This is a genomic window from Dolichospermum planctonicum, assembly GCF_005402965.1.
Classification (GTDB): domain Bacteria; phylum Cyanobacteriota; class Cyanobacteriia; order Cyanobacteriales; family Nostocaceae; genus Dolichospermum; species Dolichospermum planctonicum.
In genome coordinates, this window is the sequence record NZ_BJCF01000055.1 from 1 (window position 1) to 24598 (window position 24598).

Consider the following 24598-nt stretch of genomic DNA (forward strand, 5'->3'; position numbering starts at 1 on the left):
TAAATGAATACCTACACTAGCACTAGTCTTGTTACTGTAATCTACTTGGAGCAGGTCATTACCAGAGCCTCCATCAACTGTATCAGTGGAGTACTGGCTATAACCAGGGTTAAGAATATCATCACCATCTTCACCATTGAGAATATCATTACCCGCACCACCATTGAGGGTATCTATACCAGCACCACCATTGAGGGTGTCATTACCAGCACCACCGTTGAGGATGTCATTAGCACCTACGATTTCAACAATGCCTCTTAGAATTGCGGCACTACCAGAATCATTCCATTTACCATTACTGTACATATGCACATAATCTTCTACCCAATTGGCATCATTTGGTTCACCAGGAGACCAGTTAGTATAAGTAGAGGTTTCACCGCTGGCCCACCTGAACTGGCCTTCTGTCACCTCATCTGTAAACCCAATCCACAGTAATTCACTACCACCAAAGGTACTGACTAACCAATCCTGCTCGGCTTGATTATTGACAGTGACAAGATTTCCGCCTAAACTCTGTGCCTGAGCTTGAGTTTGTTGCCATGTTCCAGCAGTGGTTAACAGATATGTGTTGCCGTTGTAGTTAAATAAGGTAGATGCGCCGTAAGATGCGACATCGCCATATAGCAGATCATTACCATCTTCACCATTAAGGGTGTCATTACCAGCACCACCATTGAGAATATCATTACCAGCACCACCATTGAAGGTATCATTACCTGAACGTCCCTCAAAAACGTCATCATATTGTGTACCAGTGATATTGTAGTTTTCTACATTAGAGACATTGACTAGAGTCTGACCATTAGCACGATTCCATATATGATTTGTATTGTAGGCTCCTAAATGAATACCACCACCATCTGTTTTGCTGGTGTAATCTACTTGCAGTAGGTCATTACCATCGCCGCCATTAACTGTATCCGTTGAGCCTTGGCTATAACCAGGGTTAAGAATATCATTACCCCCACCACCAAATATGGTATTATTAGCACTGTTACCTGTGATGACGTTATTACCTGCGTTACCTGTACCGTTAATTGCTGCTGTTCCTGTTAAGGTCAGGTTTTCAACGTTTGGCAATGCTTCTAGGCTATAGGTGACACTGGTAGAAATGGTATCTGTACCTTCGTTGGCATTTTCAATTACGGCATCAGTAGTGCTATCTACAATATAAGTGTCATCTCCTTTACCACCAATCAGAGTATAAACATCTCCATTGCCATTGAGAGTATCATTACCATCTCCACCATTGATGGTATTTTTGATTTCAATGATGCCTCTGAGTTGACCTGTACCTAAATCATCCCACCGTCCCGGAGAAAGATAATTAATATACACATAATCTTGAACATGGCCTGAACTATCAGATGGTTCACCTTGAGACCAATAATTATAAGTATAGGTTTCACCACTCGCCCACTTATATTGGCCTGCTGTCACCTCATCTGTCAAACCAATCCACAGTCTTTCACTACCACCAAAGGTACTGACTAACCAATCCTGCTCGGCTTGATTGTTCACGGTGACAAGATTTCCGCCTAAACTCTGTGCCTGTGCTTGAGCTTGTTGCCATGTTCCAGGACCTGTTAACAGATATTTGCTGCCGTTATACTCAAAAAATTTGTTTTCAATGATGCCTCGTAAAGAAACGGTACTGGTGGAATCATTCCATTTACCATTACCGTACACATTACTGTACATATGCACATAATCTTCATTCCCGGCATTATTTGGTTCACCAGGAAACCAATTAGCATAAGTAGAGGTTTCACCGCTGGCCCACCTGAACTGGCCTTCTGTCTCCTCATCTGTCAACCCAATCCACCGCCAGTCACTACCAAAGGTACTGACTAACCAATCCTGCTCGGCTTGATTGTTGATAGTGACAAGATTTCCGCCTAAATTCCGTGCCTGTGCTTGAGCTTGTTGCCATGTTACAGCGGTAGTGAGACGATAGATAGACCCGTTATACTGATAAAAATTTACCATGACTATGTATTAATTCAGTAGTTTATTTTCTTTACCGTACCATCCCTACTACTGACTTGAATATCTATCTTTAGATAGATTTTTATTGACTTAAAATTTGTTCTCATGAAATAGACGAGGAAGAACTATCATCAATTTTCTGTTGATCTGCGGTCAACTTTCTTATTCCCGTGCCTTAATGGCATGAGAAATGCTATATAATAGTTTTCTGATTTGGTTAAGCAGCAGTTGACTTTTAATTCTCCAATTATCAACAAGCCTACATTCATCCTCATAGATGGACATTCTCTGGCTTTTCGTTCCTACTTCGCTTTTGCTAAAGGTAGAGATGGAGGACTTCGCACAAAAGCGGGTATTCCTACCAGTGTTTGTTTTGGTTTTTTTAAATCTTTATTAGAGGTTCTAGCCACAGAACAACCGCAGGCCTTAGCGGTAGCCTTTGATTTGGCTTTACCTACCTTCCGTCATGCAGCAGAGGATACATATAAAGCTGGACGCGCAGAAACACCAGCAGACTTTATTCCCGATTTAGAAAATCTTTATGAGTTACTGCAAGGCTTAAATTTACCTATACTCACTGCACCGGGTTATGAAGCGGATGATGTATTGGGAACATTAGCAGAAAAAGCCGCAGCCGCGGGATATCGAGTGAAGATACTTTCCGGGGATAGGGATTTATTTCAATTAATTGATGCTGATAAAGAAATTACCATTTTAAATTTTACTCCAGAAGCATTAAAACGTTCTACAAATAGTATTAGGGAATTTAGGGCTGAAGAAGTCAAAGAGAAATTAGGGGTATTACCTACACAAATTGTTGATTTTAAAGCTCTATGTGGTGATAAATCAGATAATATTCCAGGAGTGAAAGGAATTGGTGAAAAAACAGCAGTACAATTACTAAATACTTATAATTCCCTTGAGGAAATTTACGCCGCTTTAGATAATATTAAAGGTGCAACTCAGAAAAAACTAGCTGCTGGTAAAGAAGACGCAGAAAAATCCCGCTATTTAGCTAAAATAGTCTGTAATGTTCCTTTAGAAATTAACTTAGAAGATTGTCTATTAACTGGTTTTGACCATAACCGACTTATCCCGATTTTAGAGAAATTAGAATTTAAGAAGTTTTTAGATCAAATTCATGATTTACAGCAAAAATTTGGGGGACAGGAAAAATTTGCGGGAAAAGTTGAAATTTTAGAAAACCAGGTATCTGAAGTCATAGAAACCGATGATGATATCTGGTTTTTTGGTGCTGAAGATACAGTAAAAGCCAAAAAACAAACATCTGCAAATATTCAACCGCGCATTATTGATACAGAAGCTAAATTAATGGAATTAGTAGAAATTTTAAGAAAATTTACTAATCCAGAAATACCCGTGGCTTGGGATACAGAAACTACTGCATTAGAACCACGAGATGCAGATTTAGTGGGAATTGGTTGCTGCTGGGGAACAGAAGTAAATGAACTCGCTTATATTCCGATTGGTCATAAAATCGGGAATAACTTAAATCGAGATTTAGTATTAGCAACACTGCGGCCAATTTTAGAAAGTGCTGATTATCCTAAAGCTTTACAAAATGCTAAATTTGATCGTTTGATTCTGCGGTGTCAGGGACAAGGAATTGAACTAGCTGGGGTGGTATTTGATACGATGTTAGCGAGTTATGTAATTAATCCAGATAGTAGTCATAATTTAACTGACTTATCTTGGCGATATTTAGGATTAACTGCGACCAGTTATGGAGATTTAGTTCCCAAAGGGAAAACTATCGCTGATTTGAGTATTTCCGCTGTTGCTGATTATTGTGGTATGGATGTTTATTCTACATTTAAATTAGTCCCAAAATTAAAAGAAAAATTAATAGAAACTCCAGCTTTATATCAACTTTTTAAGCAAGTTGAACAACCATTAGAAGCAGTTTTAGCAGAAGTTGAATATACAGGAGTTAGGATTAATTCAGCCTATCTCCAAGAACTTTCACAGCAATTAGAGACAGAATTAGCAAAGTTAGAAATTACAGCTATTGAAATTGCAGGAGAAAAATTTAATTTAGGTTCTCCTAAACAATTAAGTCAGATTCTATTTGAGAAATTAGGTTTAAGTACCAAATATTCTCGCAAGATTCAAACTGGTTATTCTACCGACGCAGCAACTTTAGAAAAACTCCAAGAAGTTGATAATACGGGATTTGTAAAAGCGATAATTGAATATCGAACATTAGCAAAATTAAAGTCTACCTATGTAGATGCTTTACCAGCTTTAGTTCATCCTCAAAGCCAAAGATTACATACTGATTTTAACCAAACAGCAACTTCCACGGGTAGATTATCTTCTTCTCATCCAAACTTACAAAATATCCCCATTCGCACTGCTTTTAGTAGACAAATTAGAAAAGCATTTTTACCGGAATCAGGTTGGTTAATGGTAGCTGCTGATTATTCTCAAATTGAGTTAAGAATTTTAGCTCATTTGAGTCAAGAACCTGTACTAATTCAAGCATATCAGCAAAATGAAGATATTCATACTGTAACAGCAAAATTAGTATTTGAGAAAGAAAATATTTCCTCAGATGAAAGACGTTTTGCGAAGACGATTAATTTTGGTGTAATTTATGGCATGGGAGCGCAAAAATTTGCCCGCGAAACCGGAATAAATCAAGTAGATGCAAAATTATTTATTGAGAGATTTAATCAAAGATATGGTCATGTTTTTGCGTATTTAGATAAAGTTAAAAAAGAAGCCGTTGCTTATGGTTATGTAGAAACAATTCTAGGGAGAAGACGTTATTTTGAATTTACTAATAATAGTTTGCAACAGTTAAAAGGCAGTAAATTAGAAGATATTAATTTACAAAAATTAAAGAATTTAGATCCATACAATGCTGGGTTACTGCGTGCTGCTGCTAACGCACCAATTCAAGGTTCTAGTGCGGATATTATCAAAATAGCAATGGTGCAATTACATGAGGTTTTAAAAAAATATCAGGCCCGGATGTTGTTGCAAGTTCATGATGAATTAGTTTTTGAAATTCCTCCCCAAGAATGGGAAGAATTGCGACCACAAATTAAGTCGGTCATGGAAAATGCTGTTTCTTTATCTGTTCCCTTGGTTGTTGATATTCATGCTGGGGATAATTGGATGGAAACGAAGTAAAATATTCTAATACGGAGTTATCTAAAAGGTATATTTTGACATAAGTAGGTGAACGAAAAAAAACCGACATAAGTAACGAAAAGTAAAGTTGCCCAAAACCTGTTCCCTGTTCCCTATTCCCTGTTCCCTGTTCCCTTATCATAACGACAATTTTTAACGCCAACCTACTTAGCTGGGAGTATTCCCAGGAACATTTACCACCCCTAACTGTCAAAAAAGACTGTTGAGTAAAAAAATGGAGATTGCCAATTTAATTAAATCAACCTAACAATGAAGCGGAAATCGCCAAAAAGCTGTTAATTAATAACTAGTGACTTTTTGCCAAACATGATTTTAATTGCAGATTGATTGTGATGAATATAGCTAATTTTCCGTGGCTGACGACGATTATTTTATTCCCCATAGCCGCATCACTACTACTTCCTATCATCCCAGATAAAGACGGCAAAACGGTGCGCTGGTATTCCCTGATTGTGGGGCTGATAGATTTTGTACTGATTGTCTGCGCTTTTTATACTGGGTACGATTTCTCTAATCCCAATTTGCAATTGGTAGAGAGTTATCCCTGGGTGCCGCAATTGGGGTTAAATTGGTCTGTAGGGGCTGATGGCTTGTCTATGCCTCTAATTCTCTTAACGGGATTTATTACCACCCTGGCGATTTTAGCAGCTTGGCCTGTGACACTCAAGCCAAAATTATTTTTCTTTTTGATTTTGGCTATGTATGGCGGTCAAATTGCTGTTTTCGCAGTCCAGGATATGCTGTTATTCTTCCTGGTCTGGGAATTGGAACTTGTACCAATATACTTCTTGCTGTCAATTTGGGGAGGTAAAAAGCGCCAATACGCAGCGACTAAATTTATTCTATACACTGCTGGTGGGTCTCTGTTTATTTTGTTGTCTTCCTTGACAATGGGATTTTATGGTGATACAGTCACCTTCGATATGTCCGCGATCGCGTTGAAAGATTTTAGCTTAAATTTACAACTTCTACTATACGCTGGCTTTCTCATTGCCTACGCTGTGAAGTTGCCCATCATTCCCCTGCATACTTGGCTACCAGATGCCCATGGTGAGGCTACAGCACCAGTACATATGCTACTTGCGGGTATTTTGCTAAAAATGGGTGGTTATGCCCTAATTCGCATGAATGCCCAAATGCTACCTGATGCTCATGCTTATGTTGCACCGGCTTTAGTGGTTTTAGGAGTAGTAAATATCATCTATGCTGCTTTAACGTCCTTTGCTCAAAGGAACTTAAAACGGAAAATTGCCTACTCTTCAATTTCCCACATGGGTTTTGTTCTCATTGGTATTGCCTCTTTTACCGATTTGGGTTTGAGTGGGGCAGTTCTACAAATGGTTTCTCACGGCTTAATTGGGGCAAGTTTGTTCTTTTTAGTCGGTGCAACTTATGATCGTACACATACTTTAATGTTAGATGAAATGGGTGGTGTGGGTAAAAGAATGCGGAAGATTTTCGCTATGTTTACCACCTGTTCCATGGCATCTTTAGCATTACCAGGAATGAGCGGTTTTGTGGCGGAATTAATGGTATTTGTGGGCTTCGCAACTAGCGATGCTTATAACCCAACATTCAAAGTTATTGTCATTTTCTTGATGGCTGTTGGTGTGATTTTAACACCAATTTATCTACTTTCAATGTTGCGCGAAATTTTCTACGGACAAGAAAACGAGGAGTTAGTTTCTCACCAAGCTTTAATAGATGCTGAACCCCGCGAGGTGTTTATCATTGCTTGTTTGTTGATTCCTATTATTGGTATTGGTTTCTATCCCAAGTTGTTAACTCAAATGTACGACGCTACAACTGTACAATTGACAGCTAGATTACGTGATTCTGTTCCTACTTTGACAGCAGAAAAAGCTGTGCAAAATGTTTCTTTGATTGCGCCGATAATTGGTAATTAATTTGTAATTAATTTCTAATTACAGCTATGATTTACAATTAGGGTGGGTTCGATACCTGCCCTTTTTTTGTTTCCTAGGAAGTCCCAAAGGAGGGAACAGGGAACTCTTAACTGGAAACAGGTTTTCAGCGATTTTACGTTTCTTTACACAGTTTGATTTTATTGTGTTAGCCTACTTACAACTAACACAGAATAGCGATGTTCGCTGCTTAATTTGAGTTGCAGAGAAATTGTTAAATAGGGTTTTTGGCGGCCAGTTTTCTACCGTAGTTAATAGCAATTAAACCTGTAACATTCATAAACAAGCTGTAAATGGCCGCAGGTACTGCCATATCAGGATTATTGAGTAAACCGGCAGTAATGGCGATCGCTAGTGTGCCATTTTGAATCCCAACTTCAATGGCAATGCAGATTTGCTGACGAGAATTGAGTTTTAACAATTTGCTAAGATAAAACCCTACTAACATAGAAATAGTATTTAATAGCACTACACTTAATCCAACTTGGACAATAAAACTAGGCAAATTATTCCATTCACGAATGATCAATAAGAGGATAATTAGTGCTAAAAAAGCTACTGCTAGGCGGTTAGTCACTTTTTCTAAACGTAGTGCAATGTCTGGTAATATCTGTCTAAAAATCATTCCTAAGCTGATAGGTAAAAGCGTCATCAGGAAAATTTGTAGTATAGTTGCGCCAATGGGTAGACCAATCGCAGCAGTTTCAGTTTTTCCGATAAAATGCTGATATGCTAAGTTTCCTAGAATGGGAATTGTAAATACTGTAATTAAACTACTAAAAGCTGTCAGGGTAACTGAGAGTGCGACATCACCTTTTGCTAGAAATGTGATTATATTTGAGGATACCCCACCTGGACACAATGCAATGATCATTAATCCCATGGCGATCGCTGGTTCCATGGGTACAATTTTAGCAATAATAAAGCCAATAATAGGTAAAAAAATCAACTGACTAATTAAGCCAATGGCCACAGCTTTAGGATATTTTGTTACTCGCAGGAAATCTTCTGGTAGTAAAGATAATCCCATACCTAGCATAATGATAGCTAAAGCTAGAGGTAAAATAACGGCGGTTAAAAAGCTTGCTTGCATAATTAATTTTGTCGAAATTACAACCAAGCATCATATTAGACTATTTATCCAGACATTGATCTTCTCATGGTTTGTTTAAGTCCTGTTCTCAGATACTCAGAAGAGCGGGAAGTGTCAAAAACTTCATCATCATTACGTTTTCATCAGTAATAGCATTAATAGCTTCATCGGCTACTAAATTTTTTTTACGGTTTAGATTTAAGCGGTTAAGAGTCCGTGATCAGCTTGATACACTTACCTCTATTCCTTTACTCTCTTTGATTATTTCCTGAATTTCTCGCAAGTATATATCACTTTTCTCTGTGACTATTTTCTTTAACAATTCTTGATTCTCACTTAGAATTTTCGAGCGCCTATCTCCTCCTTGAGGCTTGGCAGTTATTTCCGATGTCTCTCGATATCGAAGCAAAAAGTCACGGATGAAAGATAAACTAACTTTGAATCGTTCCGCCAATTCTCTTTGTGTACCTTCTTTATTTTCCCAGGCACTTAATATCTTTTGTCGTAGGTCTATTGAATATGGGGCTATTTCTCAATAATCTTCTTTTTTACATCTTTATAATTTTACCATTCTTGTGGCGGGTTTGATCTTAAATTGCTGTAAATGAAGGTTTTATGTTTTAGGTTACTCAAAACGACGGGAAGGAAGAAATAAAAGATCAAAAAATTTGGCGCGGGCTGACAAAGAAATGGTATAATTGCCGGAAATTGTTTATGCAGAAACGAACCGAATCTATCCTACGGGTAAGTCATTGGTTAGCATAATCATAATTACATACTATTTAGCGCGTTATTCAATGCTTGTACTTACTAAATTTGGAGCAACTGGGATTTTCAATCATAGTTTAGTTCTTTAAATTTAACTTGATTTAAAAAAACAGGATCTTTTGCTTTAAGACTTGATAAAGTGTCCTTGTGAAAAACCTTGTGAAAAACCTTTTGGTAAGAAAATATGCAATAGACAATTAACGTCCAACTTAAAAGCCAGACAGGAACTTTATAAATAAATATGTTTTTTGCTATTAAAATAGTATAAAAAACATGGCATTGGTGATCAAAGTATAGGTTAACAAGGGAGAAAATATGAGAATTTTAGTGACGGGTGGTGCGGGGTTTATTGGTTCTCATCTAATTGACCGATTAATGAATGATGGTCATGAAGTCATTTGTTTGGATAATTTCTATACAGGAAAGAAACATAATCTCCTTCAATGGTTAGATAACCCTAATTTTGAACTGATCCGTCATGATGTCACCGAACCAATTCGCTTAGAAGTTGATCAAGTTTATCATCTGGCTTGTCCCGCTTCTCCAGTGCATTATCAGTACAACCCGATTAAAACTGTGAAAACTAATGTTATTGGAACACTCAATATGTTAGGTTTAGCTAAACGGGTGAAAGCCAGATTCTTATTAGCTTCCACCAGTGAAGTGTACGGAGATCCAGAAGTTCATCCCCAAACGGAAGATTATCGAGGTAGTGTCAATCCCATTGGTATTCGTTCATGTTATGACGAAGGGAAAAGAATGGCGGAAACCTTAGCATTTGATTATCACAGAGAGAATAAAGTTGATATTCGCGTCGCCAGAATATTTAATACCTATGGACCGAGAATGCTGGAAAATGATGGGCGAGTAGTCAGCAATTTTGTCGCCCAAGCATTACGAGGGATTCCTTTAACTGTTTATGGTGAAGGTCAACAAACTCGCAGTTTTTGCTATGTTTCTGACTTAGTAAATGGATTAATGCGATTAATGAATGGTGAACATACAGGACCCATAAATCTGGGTAATCCTGATGAATACACGATTTTAGAATTAGCTCAAGCTGTGCAAAACTTGATTAATCCAGATGCAGAAATTAAATTTGAACCCCTACCTGCTGATGATCCCCGTCGTCGTCGTCCCGATATTACGAAAGCACAAACTTTATTAAATTGGGAACCTACTATTCCCCTCCAAGATGGGTTAAAGCTAATGATCGAAGATTTCCGTCAACGGTTTCAACAGGTTTAGTAGTGCTAAATTCCCTTGATTGACTTGATTCACTGACAATTTTAAAAAACAAGGATTTCAAAAATGCGTGTTTGCGTAATTGGTACTGGCTATGTAGGTTTAGTTACGGGTGCTTGTTTAGCTCACATTGGTCATGATGTCATCTGTATAGATAACAACGAAGAAAAAGTAAAATTAATGAAGTCTGGCCAGTCGCCAATTTTCGAGCCAGGACTCTCGGAAATTATGCAATCTGCCATTAATAGTGGTAATATTCAATTCTCTAGTGATCTCGCGGCTGGGGTTGATCATGGGGAAATTCTGTTTATCGCTGTGGGAACTCCTCCTTTACCTAATGGTGAAAGTGATACTCGCTATGTAGAGGCTGTGGCTCGTGGTATTGGCGAAAATCTCAATGGTGGTTATAAGGTAATTGTCAATAAATCCACTGTCCCCATTGGTTCTGGTGACTGGGTAAGAATGATTGTTTTAGACGGGATTGCGGAAAGACAAAGAACATTTGTGGCATCTGTTGATACAATTGGAGACAGTAAATTTTCTGGAGTTGCTAATGATTTTGATGTGGTGAGTAATCCAGAGTTTCTACGGGAAGGTTCGGCAGTTTATGATACTTTTAATCCTGATCGGATTGTCTTAGGTGGAAATAGTGAACAAGCCACCGGGATGATGAAAGAATTATACGCCCCCATTGTAGAGCGCAAATTTGCCGCTGATCAATCTTTACCTCCTGTTCCCGTTCTGGTGACAGATTTAAGTTCCGCAGAAATGATCAAATACGCGGCTAATGCCTTTTTAGCCACTAAGATTAGTTTTATTAACGAAGTCGCTAATATTTGCGATCGCGTGGGTGCGGATGTTACCCAAGTAGCAAAAGGCATAGGTTTAGATTCCCGCATTGGTAGTAAGTTCTTACAAGCTGGTATTGGTTGGGGTGGTTCATGCTTTCCTAAAGATGTTTCCGCCCTCATTCACACCGCTGGTGATTATGGCTATGAAGCCCAACTGATGAAAGCTGCTGTCAGTGTCAACGAGCGCCAACGCTTAATTGCTTTAGAAAAACTGCAACAAGCTTTAAAAATCCTCAAAGGTAAAACTGTGGGCTTACTCGGTTTAACCTTTAAACCAGATACGGATGATTTACGGGACGCACCTGCATTAATCCTCATTGAACAACTTAACCGATTGGGAGCTAAAGTTAAGGCTTATGACCCCATTATCTCCCAAACAGGAATGCGTCATGGTCTTTCCGGTGTATTAGTAGAAACCGATTCAGAAAGACTAGCAGATGGATGTGATGCTTTGGTACTTGTCACTGAATGGCAACAGTTCAGCACTTTAGACTATGGGAAGATGGCAAAATTGATGAATCACGCAGTGATGATTGATGGTCGTAATTTCCTTGATCCCCAAACCATGATCCGGGCTGGATTTCAGTATGTGGGTGTAGGTAGGTAAAAAAGGCAGCAGGGGGGAATTTTCTGATTTTCTCCTGACTTTTCCTCTAAAAATTAAATCGCCGCCCAGTGGAATCTGGACGGCGTTGATTTTTTTCAATTTTAAGAATTGTTAAGAACTGCGCGGAATTCGTTCAATTTCTGCATAACCACTAAAAATCAATCTTTGGCCTTCTGTTTCTAAACGATTTAGTCGCATTTTTACCCCATCTAAATCAAAGCGATCTAAATCAACCATATTATCCAAAATTTCTACCAATGCCACACTTAAAGTCTGGGAAATTTCCCGTTGTGCTTCTGGAACTCCCTCAAGTTCAATCTTAGGGTCTTTGAAAGAAACCCGCCTTCTTCTTTCAATCCCAATACCAACGGTCATACTTAGGGGTATGAGTTCACCATTTTTTAAGTCGGCTGTGGCTACTAAATGTAAACGATTTTCAGGTAATAGCTTGATTTGAACTTCGGTAAAGGAAACCGGTTCACCAGCAGATATTTCCATCAGAGTTGGTTCAGAAAGGTTCAGCAGCCGCTTTTTCACCAGTTCTGACTCAAAAGCCCGATTAATACCTATTTCTGATAAAATCACCTGGGCTACCGCTTGGGTGGGTTGTTTGAGATTGAGTTTACCACTTAAAACCGAGCCGAAGTCAATGGCTACCGCGTCGGTTTCAAAGGACATTTCCTCTACTGCGAAGTCTTTACGAATTACCAAGCCACGACCGTTCATTTTAAAGCTGTCAATGCTGCCTTGCAACAGTTTGCTGGAGGGGTAGCAGCGCACAAAGACTTCTACCGACTCGCTTTGGGTAAACAGGTGGCGAATCGTTTGGCTGGCGACTGTGTTGAGCATTCGCTCTCCCCAATCGGTGCTTTTGGGATCTGTTAAACCAGTGAGTCCGCCGAACATTAGGTTTTAGTCTCTAGAAGTTCTTTATATTTTTGTAACAAATTGTGAAGAATTATGCAAGCGATCCCTTGATTTAATCTACTAATGACTTAGAACAGGATAACTGATGGTTCTTATTTGGTTAATATCTTATTAATTTCACTATATATGTTAATAACACAGGTGTTGATATAATCAGTTATGTAATGTACATAAAAAACCATGAAGGCCACTGAAACCAACTTCCTCAAATTTCTAGAGGGTAAACATCAATTTATTATACCCATCTACCGATGAAGAGTTTCATAGACAATTCGTAATTAAAGACATTTACAACTTCCGTAGTTATAAGTATCTATTGCGTAAACTGGAAAATCATGGGCGGAAAGAGTTGGTAAATATACAGGAATATCAGGTTGAACATATAATGCCACAAAATCCCCATTTATCTCTAGAATGGCAGGAAGATTTATGAAAGAAATGGCCAGAAATTCAAGCCAAGTATCTGCACAATATTGGTAATTTAACTTTAACCAGATATAATGCTAAATTGAGAGATCGCTCATTTATAGATAAGCGAGATGAAAAGGATGGTAGATTTGCAGATAGTCCTCTACATTTAAATAGAGGCCCACAGCATCTGAAACAATGGAATGAAACAGAAATCAAAAACCAAGCAGCATCATTAGCAGAAATTGCTGTTAAAGTTTGGACTTTTCCATCTGTAAAATAAGTTTAAATAACTAACATCAACATTTAGCTGCGTTGGGTTGATAATCCGGGATCACTTGATATTATATTACCTTTTCTCCCTATTTCCTATTCCCTATTGCTTTTCGTTGAGTCTGATAAATGTGAATTTGGTCTACTAAACCCGCAATACCAGGAATATCATAACCATAAAGCCGAAAACCCTTACCCACAGAATTAGTTAAAACTTCTGAACCTTTACCTTGATAATACACAGGAACTGGACGATTCCCATGATTGCCCCAACCATATTTAATCTGAGGATTAGAACCCCAAAAATGACCCGCTTTGATAGAATCGGATTCAGCGGTTAAAGTTTCTGCACCTTTTTCTTTGAGTAATTCAGAAAAATTAGGATTTAAAGTGAGATAATGATCATGGTCAGCAGTGACAATCAGTAGATTATTTTCCCAACCACCATTATTTTTAATCCAGTCAATTGTCGTTTTCACAGCTTTGTCAAAATCCAACACTGTCCCAATCATATTATCTATATTATCATCATGGGCAGCCCAATCAATATCACCACCTTCTACCATTAACCAAAATCCATCTTGATCTTTCGATAAAACTGCTAAAGCAGCTTTAGTTAAATCATTGAGTGTGGGATTTTCATTAATTTCCTTCGCAATAAAAGATTTATCAGTTTCTCCAACCAGTAAAGGCCGAACTGTATCCGGGTTTTTTCCTTGAGAACTAAACAGGGAAAAAATACTCAAACCCGTATTACTATAATCTCCATTGGCCGTACTTACAGGCAGATTTCCCTCTTGTCCCCTAGCTCCATATAATCCTAACAGGCGATCGCCCATATTTGGATCTAATTTAGCCGCAGTCAGTGCTAATTTTTCAGCCGCATCTTTTCCCCGTTCTAAAAATGTGTAATGATAACGGTTTTGATTGGGGTTCTTACTCAACTCTGTATAAGTCGTTTTTGTGATATATTCAAATTTAGTCGGAGGTTCTACACCCGTAGGTAAAGGTTGACTATTAGCACCCGTAAGCGGATGACCACCACCTAAAATTACCGTTGGTTGATATATACGAAGTTCCTGCTGGAGAATATTATCTAAGGTCGGGTAATCACCATCATATTTATTCCGACGATTAACATTAGCTGCTGCTGCTCCCGGTGTAGCATGATCTACAGGAACAGAGGTAACAATTCCCGTAGATTTACCATAATTAGCCGCAGTTTTCAGAATAGTTTCTAAGGGTTTTTCCAAAATATCAACGGAAATAGCGTTATTATAGCTTTTTACTCCCGTGTACAAAGTAGTTGCTGTATTGGCCGAATCAGGATAACTATACTTAATATATTCGGGATCATTACCAGGTGTCCAAGGATTTATTCCCCCCCGTTGGGGATCATAACCCACCAAATTACCTACCGCATTGGGATGAAGATTTTTTTCTCCCCCAGATGGTGTATTTCCGGGATTAAATTTGGGTTGGAATTTAAACCCTGGTAAAATGGGACTAGCGCCTGTAATCGGATTAGAACCAGATAATGCGGAATTATTTGTGCTGAAAACCCCATTACCAGGGGCAATAGTAGTACCATAGGTGGTAGCGAGAGCATAATTATCCAGAGTTTGAAAACTTAGTCCTTCCCCCCGACCAGAATTGTAATTATATCCTTGCGCTATAGCCCCAGCACGAGCCATTTCCCAGCCCATACCGTCCCCAATCATCAGGATCACGTTTTTAGTTTTTGTGACAGGTGTAGCTGCTTGAGAATTGTTAATCAGGGTGATTAATATACCAGCTACAATGATCAATGCTACAGATAATAAACGGCGTTTATATCGAACTTGTGAACTAGATTTGATGACCATCGGTGAAATGCCTGCTATAAAATTGCTCTATGATGAGAGAATATTAAAAAATGCAATCAAAACTTTAGATTTACTTATCATGGCGAAAATTCAGTTTGCTAGAGGTATTGAGGAAACAGTAGTTCCAGATGTCCGCTTGACAAGAGCAAAGGTAGGTGATAGTAGTACAGCAACATTTACCTTCACAAATCCTGATATCTTGGCACAAGACGGTAAAATCGAACCTACTGGACTTTATTTAATTGACGAAGAAGGGGAAATCAAGATTAGTGCAGTTCAGGGTAAATTTGTCAACGGTAAACCAGAATCTTTAGAAGCAGTTTATGTTATGCAGTCTAAAGAAGAATGGGATCGGTTTATGCGGTTTATGAATCGTTATGCTGAAGAAAATGGACTAGGATTAAGCAAGTCTTAATTGTCAATTGTCAATTGTCAATTGTCATTAGTTGTCAATTGTCAATTGTCAATTGTCAATTGTCATTGGCTAAAGAGTAAAACACTTATGGAATTTCCACCACACGCAAGCTACAAAGAAATTTCTGTAAATTGTGCAGTTATTACCGTCAGTGATACCCGTTCCCCAGCTACAGATAAAAGTGGTCAATTAATTAAAGAACTACTTTTAGCTGACCATCACATTGTCGGATTGTATCAGATTATCAAAGATGAGTCAAGAGAAATTACAGCCCAGATGGAAGTTTTGGCTGAATATCCTTGTATCAGCGCTGTAATTTTTAATGGGGGAACGGGAATTGCTCCCAGAGACACCACTTATGATACCTTAGAAAAGTTATTAGAAAAAACTTTACCAGGATTTGGGGAATTATTTCGGTTTTTAAGTTATCAAGAAATTGGTTCACGGGCTATGGCTTCCCGCGCTGTTGCTGGTGTTTATCAAGGTAAAATCATCTTTTCTCTTCCTGGTTCTAGTAATGCTGTGCGACTGGCTATGGAAAAGTTGATCTTACCGGAATTGGTGCATTTGGTCAAACAGGTAAATGTTTAGAACAGGGAATAGGGAAACCCCAACTCCGCACCCCGCACTCCACCAAAAAACTTGTTCAGCAAACTCTGAAATGAACTTTTAAAACATATTCGTACTCCCCTTGACTTGTGAACGATTTTTCAGATAAAATCACACAGCATATAAACTTAGTTACTCAATACGTATTTAAAATTCAGACCAAATTTGTATTTTGTATGAAACAACTTCAAACAAGACTTACCCTGATTATATTTAGTATTTTCTTGGCAGGGTGGATTATTTGTGGGTGGTCAATTTGGTCACTAGAGTACAATGGTGCTAAAAAAGATGTTATCCGTACGGCCACATTGCTTTTAGATACAGCAGAGGTTGTTAGAGATTACACATTAACTAAAATTCAAACTCAATTTGCTCTGCTTACGCAAGATAAATCACCTCAGGATGTATCAAATTCAGCGGATAAGAATCAAGAAGTACCTAATTTTAATAGAGTCACTGTTCCCTCCTATGCTGCTCAACAGATTTTGAATCAACTAGGGGAAAGGAAGGAAAACAAAGGGTATAGCTATAGAGAAAGTACCATTAATCCAACAAACCGCAAAGATTTAGCGGTAGGGTGGGAGGTTGAAATAATTGAATATTTTGCCAAAAATCCTAATATCAAGGAAAAAATAGGTGAGCGACTGGATTTAATAAGCGGTCAAAAAACGCTTTATATGGCCAAACCAATTCAGATTACTAATTCCAGTTGTTTAGTTTGCCATGGTAAACCGGAAAATGCTCCTCCTTCTCTGATCCAAACCTATGGTAGTGAGAATGGTTTTGGCTGGAAGCTAAATGAAATTGTCGGCACAAGGATTATTTCAGTCCCCACAGTCGTTCAATATCACGAGGCTCAGGAGTCTGTTGGGTCCTATTTATTAGCGATCGCCAGCGTGTTTTTAGTAGCATACACCATAGTTCTTCTGATTATACAGAAATGGATTACCAAGCCTCTAGATACCATTACTCACCTACTGGAAGAAATTAGTCTGCATCAGTTAGAGAAGTCTCAACTCCCAGAAGATAAATCCAATTCATTAAACCCACTGAACAGAGCAATTAATCGTCTTTTAATCAGTCTCAATAAAGCCTTAGAAGCACCTAAAAAATAAATTTACATAGGTTACATTGTCCAACATGATTAACTGATTTTAAATCAGCCTTTGTTAAAGTTATTATTGGTGATTGTGGAGTCTATATGAAAAATTTTCTAGTTCTTTTCCAAGTTGCATTGACTGGATGTCTGTTATTTGCTTATGTTGTTGTTTTAAACAACCCCCAACAAGTTTTTCCCATAGTCTTATACGGCTTGAAAATTGCTGTATTGATCAGCATTAGCATGGTTATTGTTAATGCCGTTTCTTTCTTATTAATCAATTTTTGGTTAACTCGTAAAAAAAGAACGCGTCCATCAAGGTTATTGAAATTAATAATCTCAGTTTTCCTGTATCTGATCTGCATTTTTATTATTCTGCGTATTCTCGGTCAGGAAACGACAATGTTTTTCACTACTTCTGCTTTATTTACGGCAATTGTTGGTTTTGCAATGCAAGAACCTCTAGGAAATTTCCTTTCTGGCGTTTTTCTTCAGATTAACCAACCGTTTCAAATTGGCGATCAGATTCAATTTCAGGGATTAGAAGGAATTGTTGTAGAAGGAGTTGTGGAATCAATAGATTGGAATTCAACAGATATCCGTCTCAACTCTGGTGAAATTACTTACATTCCTAATGGGTTGATCGCTAAAGAATTGGTTAAGATGATCGACTCTGGTTCAGTCTGTCGAACAGTGGATTTTACAATTTCTGCCAAAGTTCCGCCGAATCAGGTGATGGATACTGCGTGTAAGGCAGTAATCAACCAACCTCTGCCAAACATTAATCTTGACAAACCCGTGTTTGTCAGAATGTGGTCTTATGGGCTAGAGGAAGTGAACTATAAATTGTTTTACTATCCCAAAAACTATAGTGAAGCCGAAAACCATACAGATCCAGAAATTCGCTGTCGGATTTGGTACACTCTGAGTCGTACTAGCATGGGAAGTGAGTATCAGTCCACCGAGAATGAACGTCTGTTGCAACTTGTTAGCAACATTGAATTTTTTAGAAATTTAACTGTCGAGGCTCAAAGCCTTCTGGTAGAACATTCTAAAACTTTGCTGTTTGATGCGGACGAATTGCTTGATTATCAACATCTTTTGTCCCCAGCAATGTTCCTGGTGGTAAGGGGTTGTGTGGCCATAGAACAAAAATTAGTCCCGAATTTAGAAACAGTTACCTTTAAACCCGTTAGTCGTCAACCTCAGAATCATAACCAGTCTAGCTACGCTCTCAAACCAATAGTAATTGAGCAAGTTGCCTCTGCGTTAGCTAAGTACATTGGTCCTGTTGCTTTCTCCCTGACCTACCAAACAGCTAAAGAAGTATCATCCCTTTATTGGCTGTATGCAAGTTTAGCTGCTGAGATTGAGAATATAGACCAGAGGCAGGAATTTCTCGGCTACCAACCAGATGCTCCGACAGAAAAATTCCTGATAGGAGATTTCTTTGGAGAGATGAATCTTTTCTTGGGAGAACCATTACCATCCATGAAAATTATCACAGTTGAAGATACGGAGATTCTTGCCCTTACCCCTGCCGCAGTTGCAAATGCCCTTCATCATGACGGGATCTCTATCAATACAATGAGCCAATATATTGCTCAATATCACCACAATTACTTAAGTGGAACACTACAGGAAGTTTCCTCCAGGATTTTAAATCAGAATGGGATTTCAGAGCAAATGCAGGAACACTTGGAACCCTATTTTCGCCGTTTATTAAACCCATTAGTAACAAGTTAAAGAAAAATTGGTTTTGTCAATTCCCTACGGTCTAGTTATAAAACTCTTATTTGATTTTTGAACCTTGAGTTGTAGTAGGCTTTACTTGTTACAGCAGCTTAGTGATTAGACGTAAGTAGCAAATATTTTGTTTCTATCTGGCAAAATATCCAAATAGTCCTACTTACGTCCCGGACAGAACCCTCAATCTCAAAATAAAAACAACTGCCAAATTTGGAGGTTTTGAATTTGTTTTCCTGGTTTTCCTGAAAAATCTGATGATTAAATCTGGTTATTTTATGCTGATAATACAAACAAAAGCGAGAACAGCAGCAATCATATAAAAAACTGCCACTACTTGTAATTCTGACCAACCAGTTAATTCTAAATGATGATGTAAAGGAGCCATTTTAAATAATCGCTTACCCTTACCGTCTGGTCCTTTGGTCGCTTTATAATAACTGACTTGAGCCATTACAGAAAGGGTTTCTACAAAGAAAATCCCACTCAGGATAAACAGTGCTACTAAAGAATTTGTCACAAGTGCGACAGCGGCTAAAGCCCCACCCAGGGCTAAAGAACCAGTATCACCCATGAAAACACTAGCTGGGTTGCGGTTATAGGCTAGAAATCCTAAGCAGCTACCACTGACAGCAGCACAAAAAACCATCAAGTCGGGAGCAGTTGGAGCAATGATCACACCTAATGCAAAAATAGCGATCGCTACTGTTCCGGCTGCTAAACCATCCACACCATCTGTTAAATTAGTAGCATTGCTCTCCGCGACTAAGACAAAACCCGCTAGAGGCCAAAACAATAGTCCTAAAGGTAAAGATAAACCCGCCCAAGGCAAATGGATATTAGTTATGCTAAAATCACCTTTAAGCATCAGCCAGAAACAAAACAGCGCCCCAAAGATAACTTGTAAAGCCAACTTCGTCTTAGGAGATATGCCTTTATTTGATTTACGTCGCAAAATTTGCCAGTCGTCTAACCAGCCAATTAAACCGTAACTCAGAGTTAACGCACAAACCGCAACTACATCTTGAGAAAAGTTAGATAGTATACAAGCAACTACCACAGCTACAGGTATAAAAAATATACCCCCCATCGTGGGAGTTCCTGCCTTTTTTAAATGTGCTTGAGGTCCATCTTCCCGGATAATTTGCCCGGTTTTTAGTGCTTGTAAAATAGGTATTACCCTCTGGCCAAGCACACCCACAATTAGAGCAGACAAGAAAAGAGGCAAGGTTAAGGAGGTAGTATACCAGGGATTCCTCTGCCCCACCCAATCCAAAATCAAGGAAGTTGTAGTTAGTAACATTGTTAGCATTGAGGCTAACCTAATTCCCGAAAAATTCAAACCTTGGTTAGGAGATAATTTAGCGTCCACAAAAAAAATCCTTCACTCCACACTTAAAAAACCTAAATCAAACAATATTGCCAATATTTTGATTTTGGGTCGCTAGTTCCCAAAATACTCACACCTAATCTTCCTCGATAGTTATATCATCGTCGTCATCGTAATCAATATCACCAATTCCGTCGTCTGCGATCAGAAAATCGGATATTACTTCTACATCTTCGCGGGAGTCTGTTTCATGGACTTCACGGGCTATCAGTCGGCCACTTAGTCGCAACCAGTCCAACATTGAGGATTCCTGTTTGACGGGAATAACCGCTGCTCGTTGGTTTCTGGGCGCTTCACGGAGGGGAGAATCTAACATATCAACAAACACACCTAAGGGTTTATTTAACTAGACATTAACAGTCTATCATTTGATACGAGTTATTTTATCCTTCATTCAACTCTTTAATTGCTTGATCCGAATTAAACAAAATTTTTATCCTTTCGGTGGGGTTATTCACTTAATTACGGAATAGTAGCTAAAAAGTCCAGATTTTAGAGTTGTATCTTTATAAATAGAGGATATTTATATCTCCTTGATACTGTTTAATTATGTATACTCTTGAGGTAAAAACAGTGATAGGCAAGTCAAATCTCATAGATGTAATTGCGGGAACAAATCGCGGTTTGTTAGCGAATGCAGGACAACAACAAGCTATTTTAGCAGCGATCGCTAACTTAGAAGATTTTAATCCTACACCACATCCCCTAGCAGCTAGTAATTTACTAGAAGGCAACTGGCGACTACTATACACCACAAGCAAGGCTTTATTAAACATAGATCGTCTGCCATTTTATCAACTCGGTCAGATTTACCAATGTATTCGGGTAGAAACTAACAGTGTTTATAACATAGCTGAGATTTACGGTATTCCTGCCTTAGAGGGATTAGTCAGCGTTGTTGCTAAATTTGTACCAGTATCACAATCTCGTGTACAAGTTAAATTCCAGCGTTCTATCATTGGCTTACAGCGTTTAATTGGCTATACAACACCAGGAAACTTTATCCAACAAATTGAATCTGGACATTTTCAAAATAAACTAGCTTTTGATTTTCCCATTCAAAGTCAACAACAACAAGGTTGGTTAGATATCACTTATCTAGATGATGATCTCCGTATTGCCAGGGGGAACGAAGGTAGCGTTTTTGTATTAAGTAAGACATAAAACATTTTGCCAGAAGTGTTCGCCAATGAACTTACCCTATTATGCCTACTATGTCAAGAGGTTATTGACCAGATTAACAACTCATTACCCATCAAAACCGACCAATTTGACAAATAACTTAACAAAACCCAAGGACACGCCTCTGTTGTTGTAGAGTGAGAACAATCAGCCCTAATTTACGGCATTCATTCTTCAAAAGGGAAGATACATCATGGTTCAACGTGGTTCTAAAGTCCGTATTCTCCGTCCTGAGTCCTACTGGTTTCAGGAAGTTGGTACAGTCGCTTCTATTGAAAAAAGCGCCATCAAATACCCTGTAATTGTCAGATTTGACAAAGTTAACTACTCTGATGTTAGTACTAACAACTTTGCTGTAGATGAATTAATCGAAGTAGCACCACCCGCTGCTAAAGCAAAGTAAACAGCCAACCGACAGGGATTTGATTAAAAGTAGCCTACGCTAACAATTAATCATATCACCAGGACTTACGCAGAGTGTCAATGATAGTCTTCATGGTGTGGCCATAAACCCCATTCTCGCGGTAATTCATCAATTAATTACCGCTACTCTCTTTGTGTTTTGCGTAAGTCCTGATTTGACTAGATTTTGGGCAGATGTTATCACTCAAATCTAGTGAAATCTTTTATCTATTAAGTACTGAATTATACATTTTTTTTAAAATATTATTGACTTTCATGCCTGAATTGCCCGAAGTTGAAACAGTCTGCCGAGGTTTAAATCAATTCACCCTGAATCGAGAAATTACGGGTGGAAATGTCTTGCTAGAACGCACTATCGCCTATCCATTTCCTGCTAATGAGTTTATTGATAAAATTAAAGGCACTAACATAACTACCTGGCATCGTCGAGGCAAATATCTTATCGCTCAACTTAGTCCCCATTCTTTCTTAGGTGTTCATTTGCGAATGACTGGTCAATTATTATGGGTAGAGCAAAATCAACCTTTACATAAACATACCAGAGTCCGCTTATTTTTGGGCGAAAGTCATGAATTGCGCTTTGTTGACCAGCGCACTTTCGGGAAAATGTGGTATGTTCCTGATCAGATGGCTGTAGAAAGCATTATTACAGGTTTAGCCAAATTAGCTCTTGACCCCTTTGACCCAGAATTTACAGCAGAGTATTTTGCCAGTAAATTAAAAAAATCCCGTCGTCCTATTAAAACCGGATTATTAGATCAGTCGGTGGTGGCAGGATTAGGTAATATTTATGCTGATGAAGCTTTATTTAAAAGTGGTATTTTACCGACAACCCTTGGTATAGAATTACAAATTCCCCAAATTGAACTGTTGCGAATTGCCATTATTGAGGTTTTATCAGCTAGTATTGCTGTAGGAGGGACGACTTTTAGTAATTTTCTCAGCGTTCAAGGCGTTAACGGTAATTATGGCGGTGCAGCTTGGGTTTATAATCGGGCTGGCAAACCTTGTAAAATTTGTAGTAACATCATAGAGCGAATTAAATTAGGTGGTCGTTCTAGCCATTTTTGTTCTCATTGTCAAAAATAATCATGTTTTGCACCAAGACCCAAAGACTTCCCCAAAATTTGCAAATAAAAAACGCGAAAATAGAGAATTGGGGGGTTGACAATGCCTTTGGAATCTGTTATAATGTAGCAGACGAGGAAGAACTACGATATTATAATTTAATATATAATAATATATAATAACTTGCCGCCCAGCGGTTGACTTGAAAATCAGCGGTTATTTGTTTTAGTGAAAGAAATTAGCCTTGGGTTAAAGTTACAAGATAAAATTTGCAGTGAAGGCGTTTATTTTGGAACGAAGGTAACTTATGGCTGTGAAAAAAGGGAATATGGTTCGCGCTATTCGGGAAAAGTTGGAAAATAGTCTGGAAGCTAAAGCTAGTGATTCCCGCTTTCCTAGTTATTTATTTGAGACTCAAGGGGAAGTTGTTGATATCAAGGGTGACTATGCTTTGGTTAAGTTTGGACGAGTACCAACGCCAAATATTTGGTTAAAATTAGAACAGTTGGAAGAGTTCGTTTAATCACTCTCAAGTCCCCTCCAGATCCCCGACTTCTTCAAGAGGTCGGGGATATAATTACGTATATTTACGGTTTATTTTTGTTTTCATAATTGTCAGCGATATGTGACGAATATTGAGAAAATTAACGATATTTTAGCTGTGGTTGCATAAAAAACACAATCCTTATTATAATAATTCAGTCATTTAACACACATCATCATGAGTTCAAAGAATAAGGATTTACAGGGGAGTTACGCTAAAACTCGCTTACTGCTTGCATTGTGGGAATTAGGAGCAAATGAACAGAAGGTAGCTAAGGGTAAATTAGGCAAGCGGGTGGTGTCTAAGGGTCAGAAAATAACCGACTATCAAGGTATTTTAGAGGATTTGCAAGAGCAGGGAGCTATTACTATCCTTAAAAAAGGATCGGCAATTAGTTATACTCTGAATTCACCAATAGGTTTAGATGTGTTAGGTGCTGGTTTGCGTAGTGATGAGTTTGAATTTGAATCAGGTAAGACTATAGGAACTTGGGTAGCTAATGCGTTATTGCGGTGGTTTCGTCAGTTTGATGAGGTTGTAAACAAGACCGTTGTATTAGATAATGGGGTTAAGGTTGAGGTAATTGGTTCTTATGAAGAGTTTAAATCTGTTGCTTTGGCTGTTTATGACAAATTGAATAAGGATTACAACCTAGATGATTTAGTACCTATTTATCGCATTAGAAGAGCAATAGGTGAACAAGTTAGTCGTGAAAAATTCAATCAATGGCTCGTAGAAATGCAAGCTAATGATATTTTGCAGCTAATTGCCGGAGAAATAGCAGACTTTACCTCTGATAAACGCGAAGATTCGATTTCCATAGCAGGTACACAACTACGTTCTTACGCTAAACGCTTGATTTAACCCACATTCCGCACCCCAAACTGTCACAGAGGTAAATTACGTAGAGAAAAAATTAAAGAGAGCATCAAAACAAACATATAAAGTGAAAAAAGGCATTTGAGAAACAGTAAATCACCAAAAACGT

The 24598-nt window shown here is 38.3% G+C and carries 19 protein-coding genes and 1 pseudogene; 14 read left to right on the forward strand and 6 right to left on the reverse strand.

The genetic code is table 11. The annotated features are described in order from the left end of the window. Positions 1-1992, reverse strand: a 1992-nt coding sequence (locus tag FFO06_RS22375) for a lectin-like protein (protein ID WP_268904629.1), incomplete at its 3' end; no start/stop codon positions are given. A 228-nt stretch (positions 1993-2220) separates the two neighbouring features. Here FFO06_RS22375 and polA point away from each other — a divergent pair. Next, on the forward strand, positions 2221-5151 hold the full coding sequence (gene polA / locus FFO06_RS18040) for a DNA polymerase I (RefSeq protein ID WP_137909273.1): 2931 nt from the start codon (positions 2221-2223) through the stop codon (positions 5149-5151). A 359-nt stretch (positions 5152-5510) separates the two neighbouring features. Then, complete coding sequence (locus FFO06_RS18045; protein ID WP_190371574.1) at positions 5511-7079, forward strand: NAD(P)H-quinone oxidoreductase subunit 4; 1569 nt, start codon at positions 5511-5513, stop codon at positions 7077-7079. Between the two features lie 232 nt (positions 7080-7311). Here FFO06_RS18045 and FFO06_RS18050 read toward each other — a convergent pair whose 3' ends face one another. Then, the gene (locus FFO06_RS18050) at positions 7312-8190 is read right to left on the reverse strand and encodes a bile acid:sodium symporter family protein (protein WP_137909274.1); all 879 of its coding nucleotides are present in this window, start codon (positions 8188-8190) and stop codon (positions 7312-7314) included. 1083 nt (positions 8191-9273) lie between these two features. Between FFO06_RS18050 and FFO06_RS18060 the strand changes: the two genes are divergently transcribed. Together FFO06_RS18060 and FFO06_RS18065 are read left to right on the forward strand one after the other, a co-directional pair. Continuing rightward, positions 9274-10206, forward strand: a complete 933-nt coding sequence (locus FFO06_RS18060) for a UDP-glucuronic acid decarboxylase family protein (RefSeq protein ID WP_137909275.1) — start codon at positions 9274-9276, stop codon at positions 10204-10206. Positions 10207-10269: 63 nt separating this feature from the next. Continuing rightward, positions 10270-11661, forward strand: a complete 1392-nt coding sequence (locus tag FFO06_RS18065) for a UDP-glucose dehydrogenase family protein (protein WP_137909276.1) — start codon at positions 10270-10272, stop codon at positions 11659-11661. Positions 11662-11772: 111 nt separating this feature from the next. Here the strand turns inward: FFO06_RS18065 and FFO06_RS18070 are convergent, their stop codons facing one another. After that, positions 11773-12567: an LmeA family phospholipid-binding protein gene (locus tag FFO06_RS18070; RefSeq protein ID WP_137909277.1), complete on the reverse strand. Its 795-nt coding sequence runs from the start codon at positions 12565-12567 to the stop codon at positions 11773-11775. Between the two features lie 307 nt (positions 12568-12874). Here FFO06_RS18070 and FFO06_RS22115 point away from each other — a divergent pair. Beyond that, a pseudogene (locus FFO06_RS22115) lies at positions 12875-13279 on the forward strand (HNH endonuclease family protein). 79 nt (positions 13280-13358) lie between these two features. Here the strand turns inward: FFO06_RS22115 and FFO06_RS18085 are convergent. Further along, on the reverse strand, positions 13359-15134 hold the full coding sequence (locus FFO06_RS18085) for an alkaline phosphatase (protein WP_137909279.1): 1776 nt from the start codon (positions 15132-15134) through the stop codon (positions 13359-13361). Positions 15135-15213: 79 nt separating this feature from the next. On the opposite strand from FFO06_RS18085, the gene psb28 reads away from it, so the two are divergent. From psb28 to FFO06_RS18105, 4 genes are all read left to right on the forward strand, one after another. After that, a complete protein-coding gene (gene psb28, locus FFO06_RS18090) occupies positions 15214-15549 on the forward strand; it encodes a photosystem II reaction center protein Psb28 (RefSeq protein WP_137909290.1) in 336 nt (111 codons plus the stop codon). 87 nt (positions 15550-15636) lie between these two features. Then, positions 15637-16140 (forward strand): MogA/MoaB family molybdenum cofactor biosynthesis protein, encoded by a 504-nt coding sequence (locus tag FFO06_RS18095; RefSeq protein WP_137909280.1) that lies wholly within the window; start codon positions 15637-15639, stop codon positions 16138-16140. A 194-nt stretch (positions 16141-16334) separates the two neighbouring features. Then, positions 16335-17273, forward strand: coding sequence for a Tll0287-like domain-containing protein (locus tag FFO06_RS18100; RefSeq protein WP_137909281.1), 939 nt, complete (start codon positions 16335-16337; stop codon positions 17271-17273). Between the two features lie 86 nt (positions 17274-17359). Continuing rightward, complete coding sequence (locus tag FFO06_RS18105) at positions 17360-19003, forward strand: mechanosensitive ion channel domain-containing protein (RefSeq protein ID WP_137909282.1); 1644 nt, start codon at positions 17360-17362, stop codon at positions 19001-19003. A gap of 271 nt (positions 19004-19274) precedes the next feature. Here the strand turns inward: FFO06_RS18105 and mraY are convergent, their stop codons facing one another. Next, positions 19275-20375, reverse strand: coding sequence for a phospho-N-acetylmuramoyl-pentapeptide-transferase (mraY, locus tag FFO06_RS18110; RefSeq protein WP_137909283.1), 1101 nt, complete (start codon positions 20373-20375; stop codon positions 19275-19277). Between the two features lie 94 nt (positions 20376-20469). Continuing rightward, positions 20470-20709 (reverse strand): DUF3134 domain-containing protein, encoded by a 240-nt coding sequence (locus FFO06_RS18115; protein ID WP_028082645.1) that lies wholly within the window; start codon positions 20707-20709, stop codon positions 20470-20472. 257 nt (positions 20710-20966) lie between these two features. On the opposite strand from FFO06_RS18115, the gene FFO06_RS18120 reads away from it, so the two are divergent. The 5 genes from FFO06_RS18120 (at position 20967) to FFO06_RS18140 (ending at position 24474) form a co-directional block, all read left to right on the forward strand. Further along, positions 20967-21557 carry a PAP/fibrillin family protein gene (locus tag FFO06_RS18120; protein ID WP_137909284.1) on the forward strand — a complete coding sequence of 197 codons (591 nt, stop codon included), beginning with the start codon at positions 20967-20969 and terminating at the stop codon, positions 21555-21557. A gap of 211 nt (positions 21558-21768) precedes the next feature. Next, on the forward strand, positions 21769-21978 hold the full coding sequence (locus FFO06_RS18125; protein ID WP_137909285.1) for a photosystem I reaction center subunit IV: 210 nt from the start codon (positions 21769-21771) through the stop codon (positions 21976-21978). 275 nt (positions 21979-22253) lie between these two features. After that, complete coding sequence (locus tag FFO06_RS18130; RefSeq protein ID WP_137909286.1) at positions 22254-23087, forward strand: DNA-formamidopyrimidine glycosylase; 834 nt, start codon at positions 22254-22256, stop codon at positions 23085-23087. Positions 23088-23373: 286 nt separating this feature from the next. After that, positions 23374-23589 (forward strand): NAD(P)H-quinone oxidoreductase subunit O, encoded by a 216-nt coding sequence (locus tag FFO06_RS18135; RefSeq protein WP_028082649.1) that lies wholly within the window; start codon positions 23374-23376, stop codon positions 23587-23589. 198 nt (positions 23590-23787) lie between these two features. After that, complete coding sequence (locus FFO06_RS18140) at positions 23788-24474, forward strand: hypothetical protein (RefSeq protein WP_137909287.1); 687 nt, start codon at positions 23788-23790, stop codon at positions 24472-24474. Positions 24475-24598 lie beyond the last annotated feature (124 nt).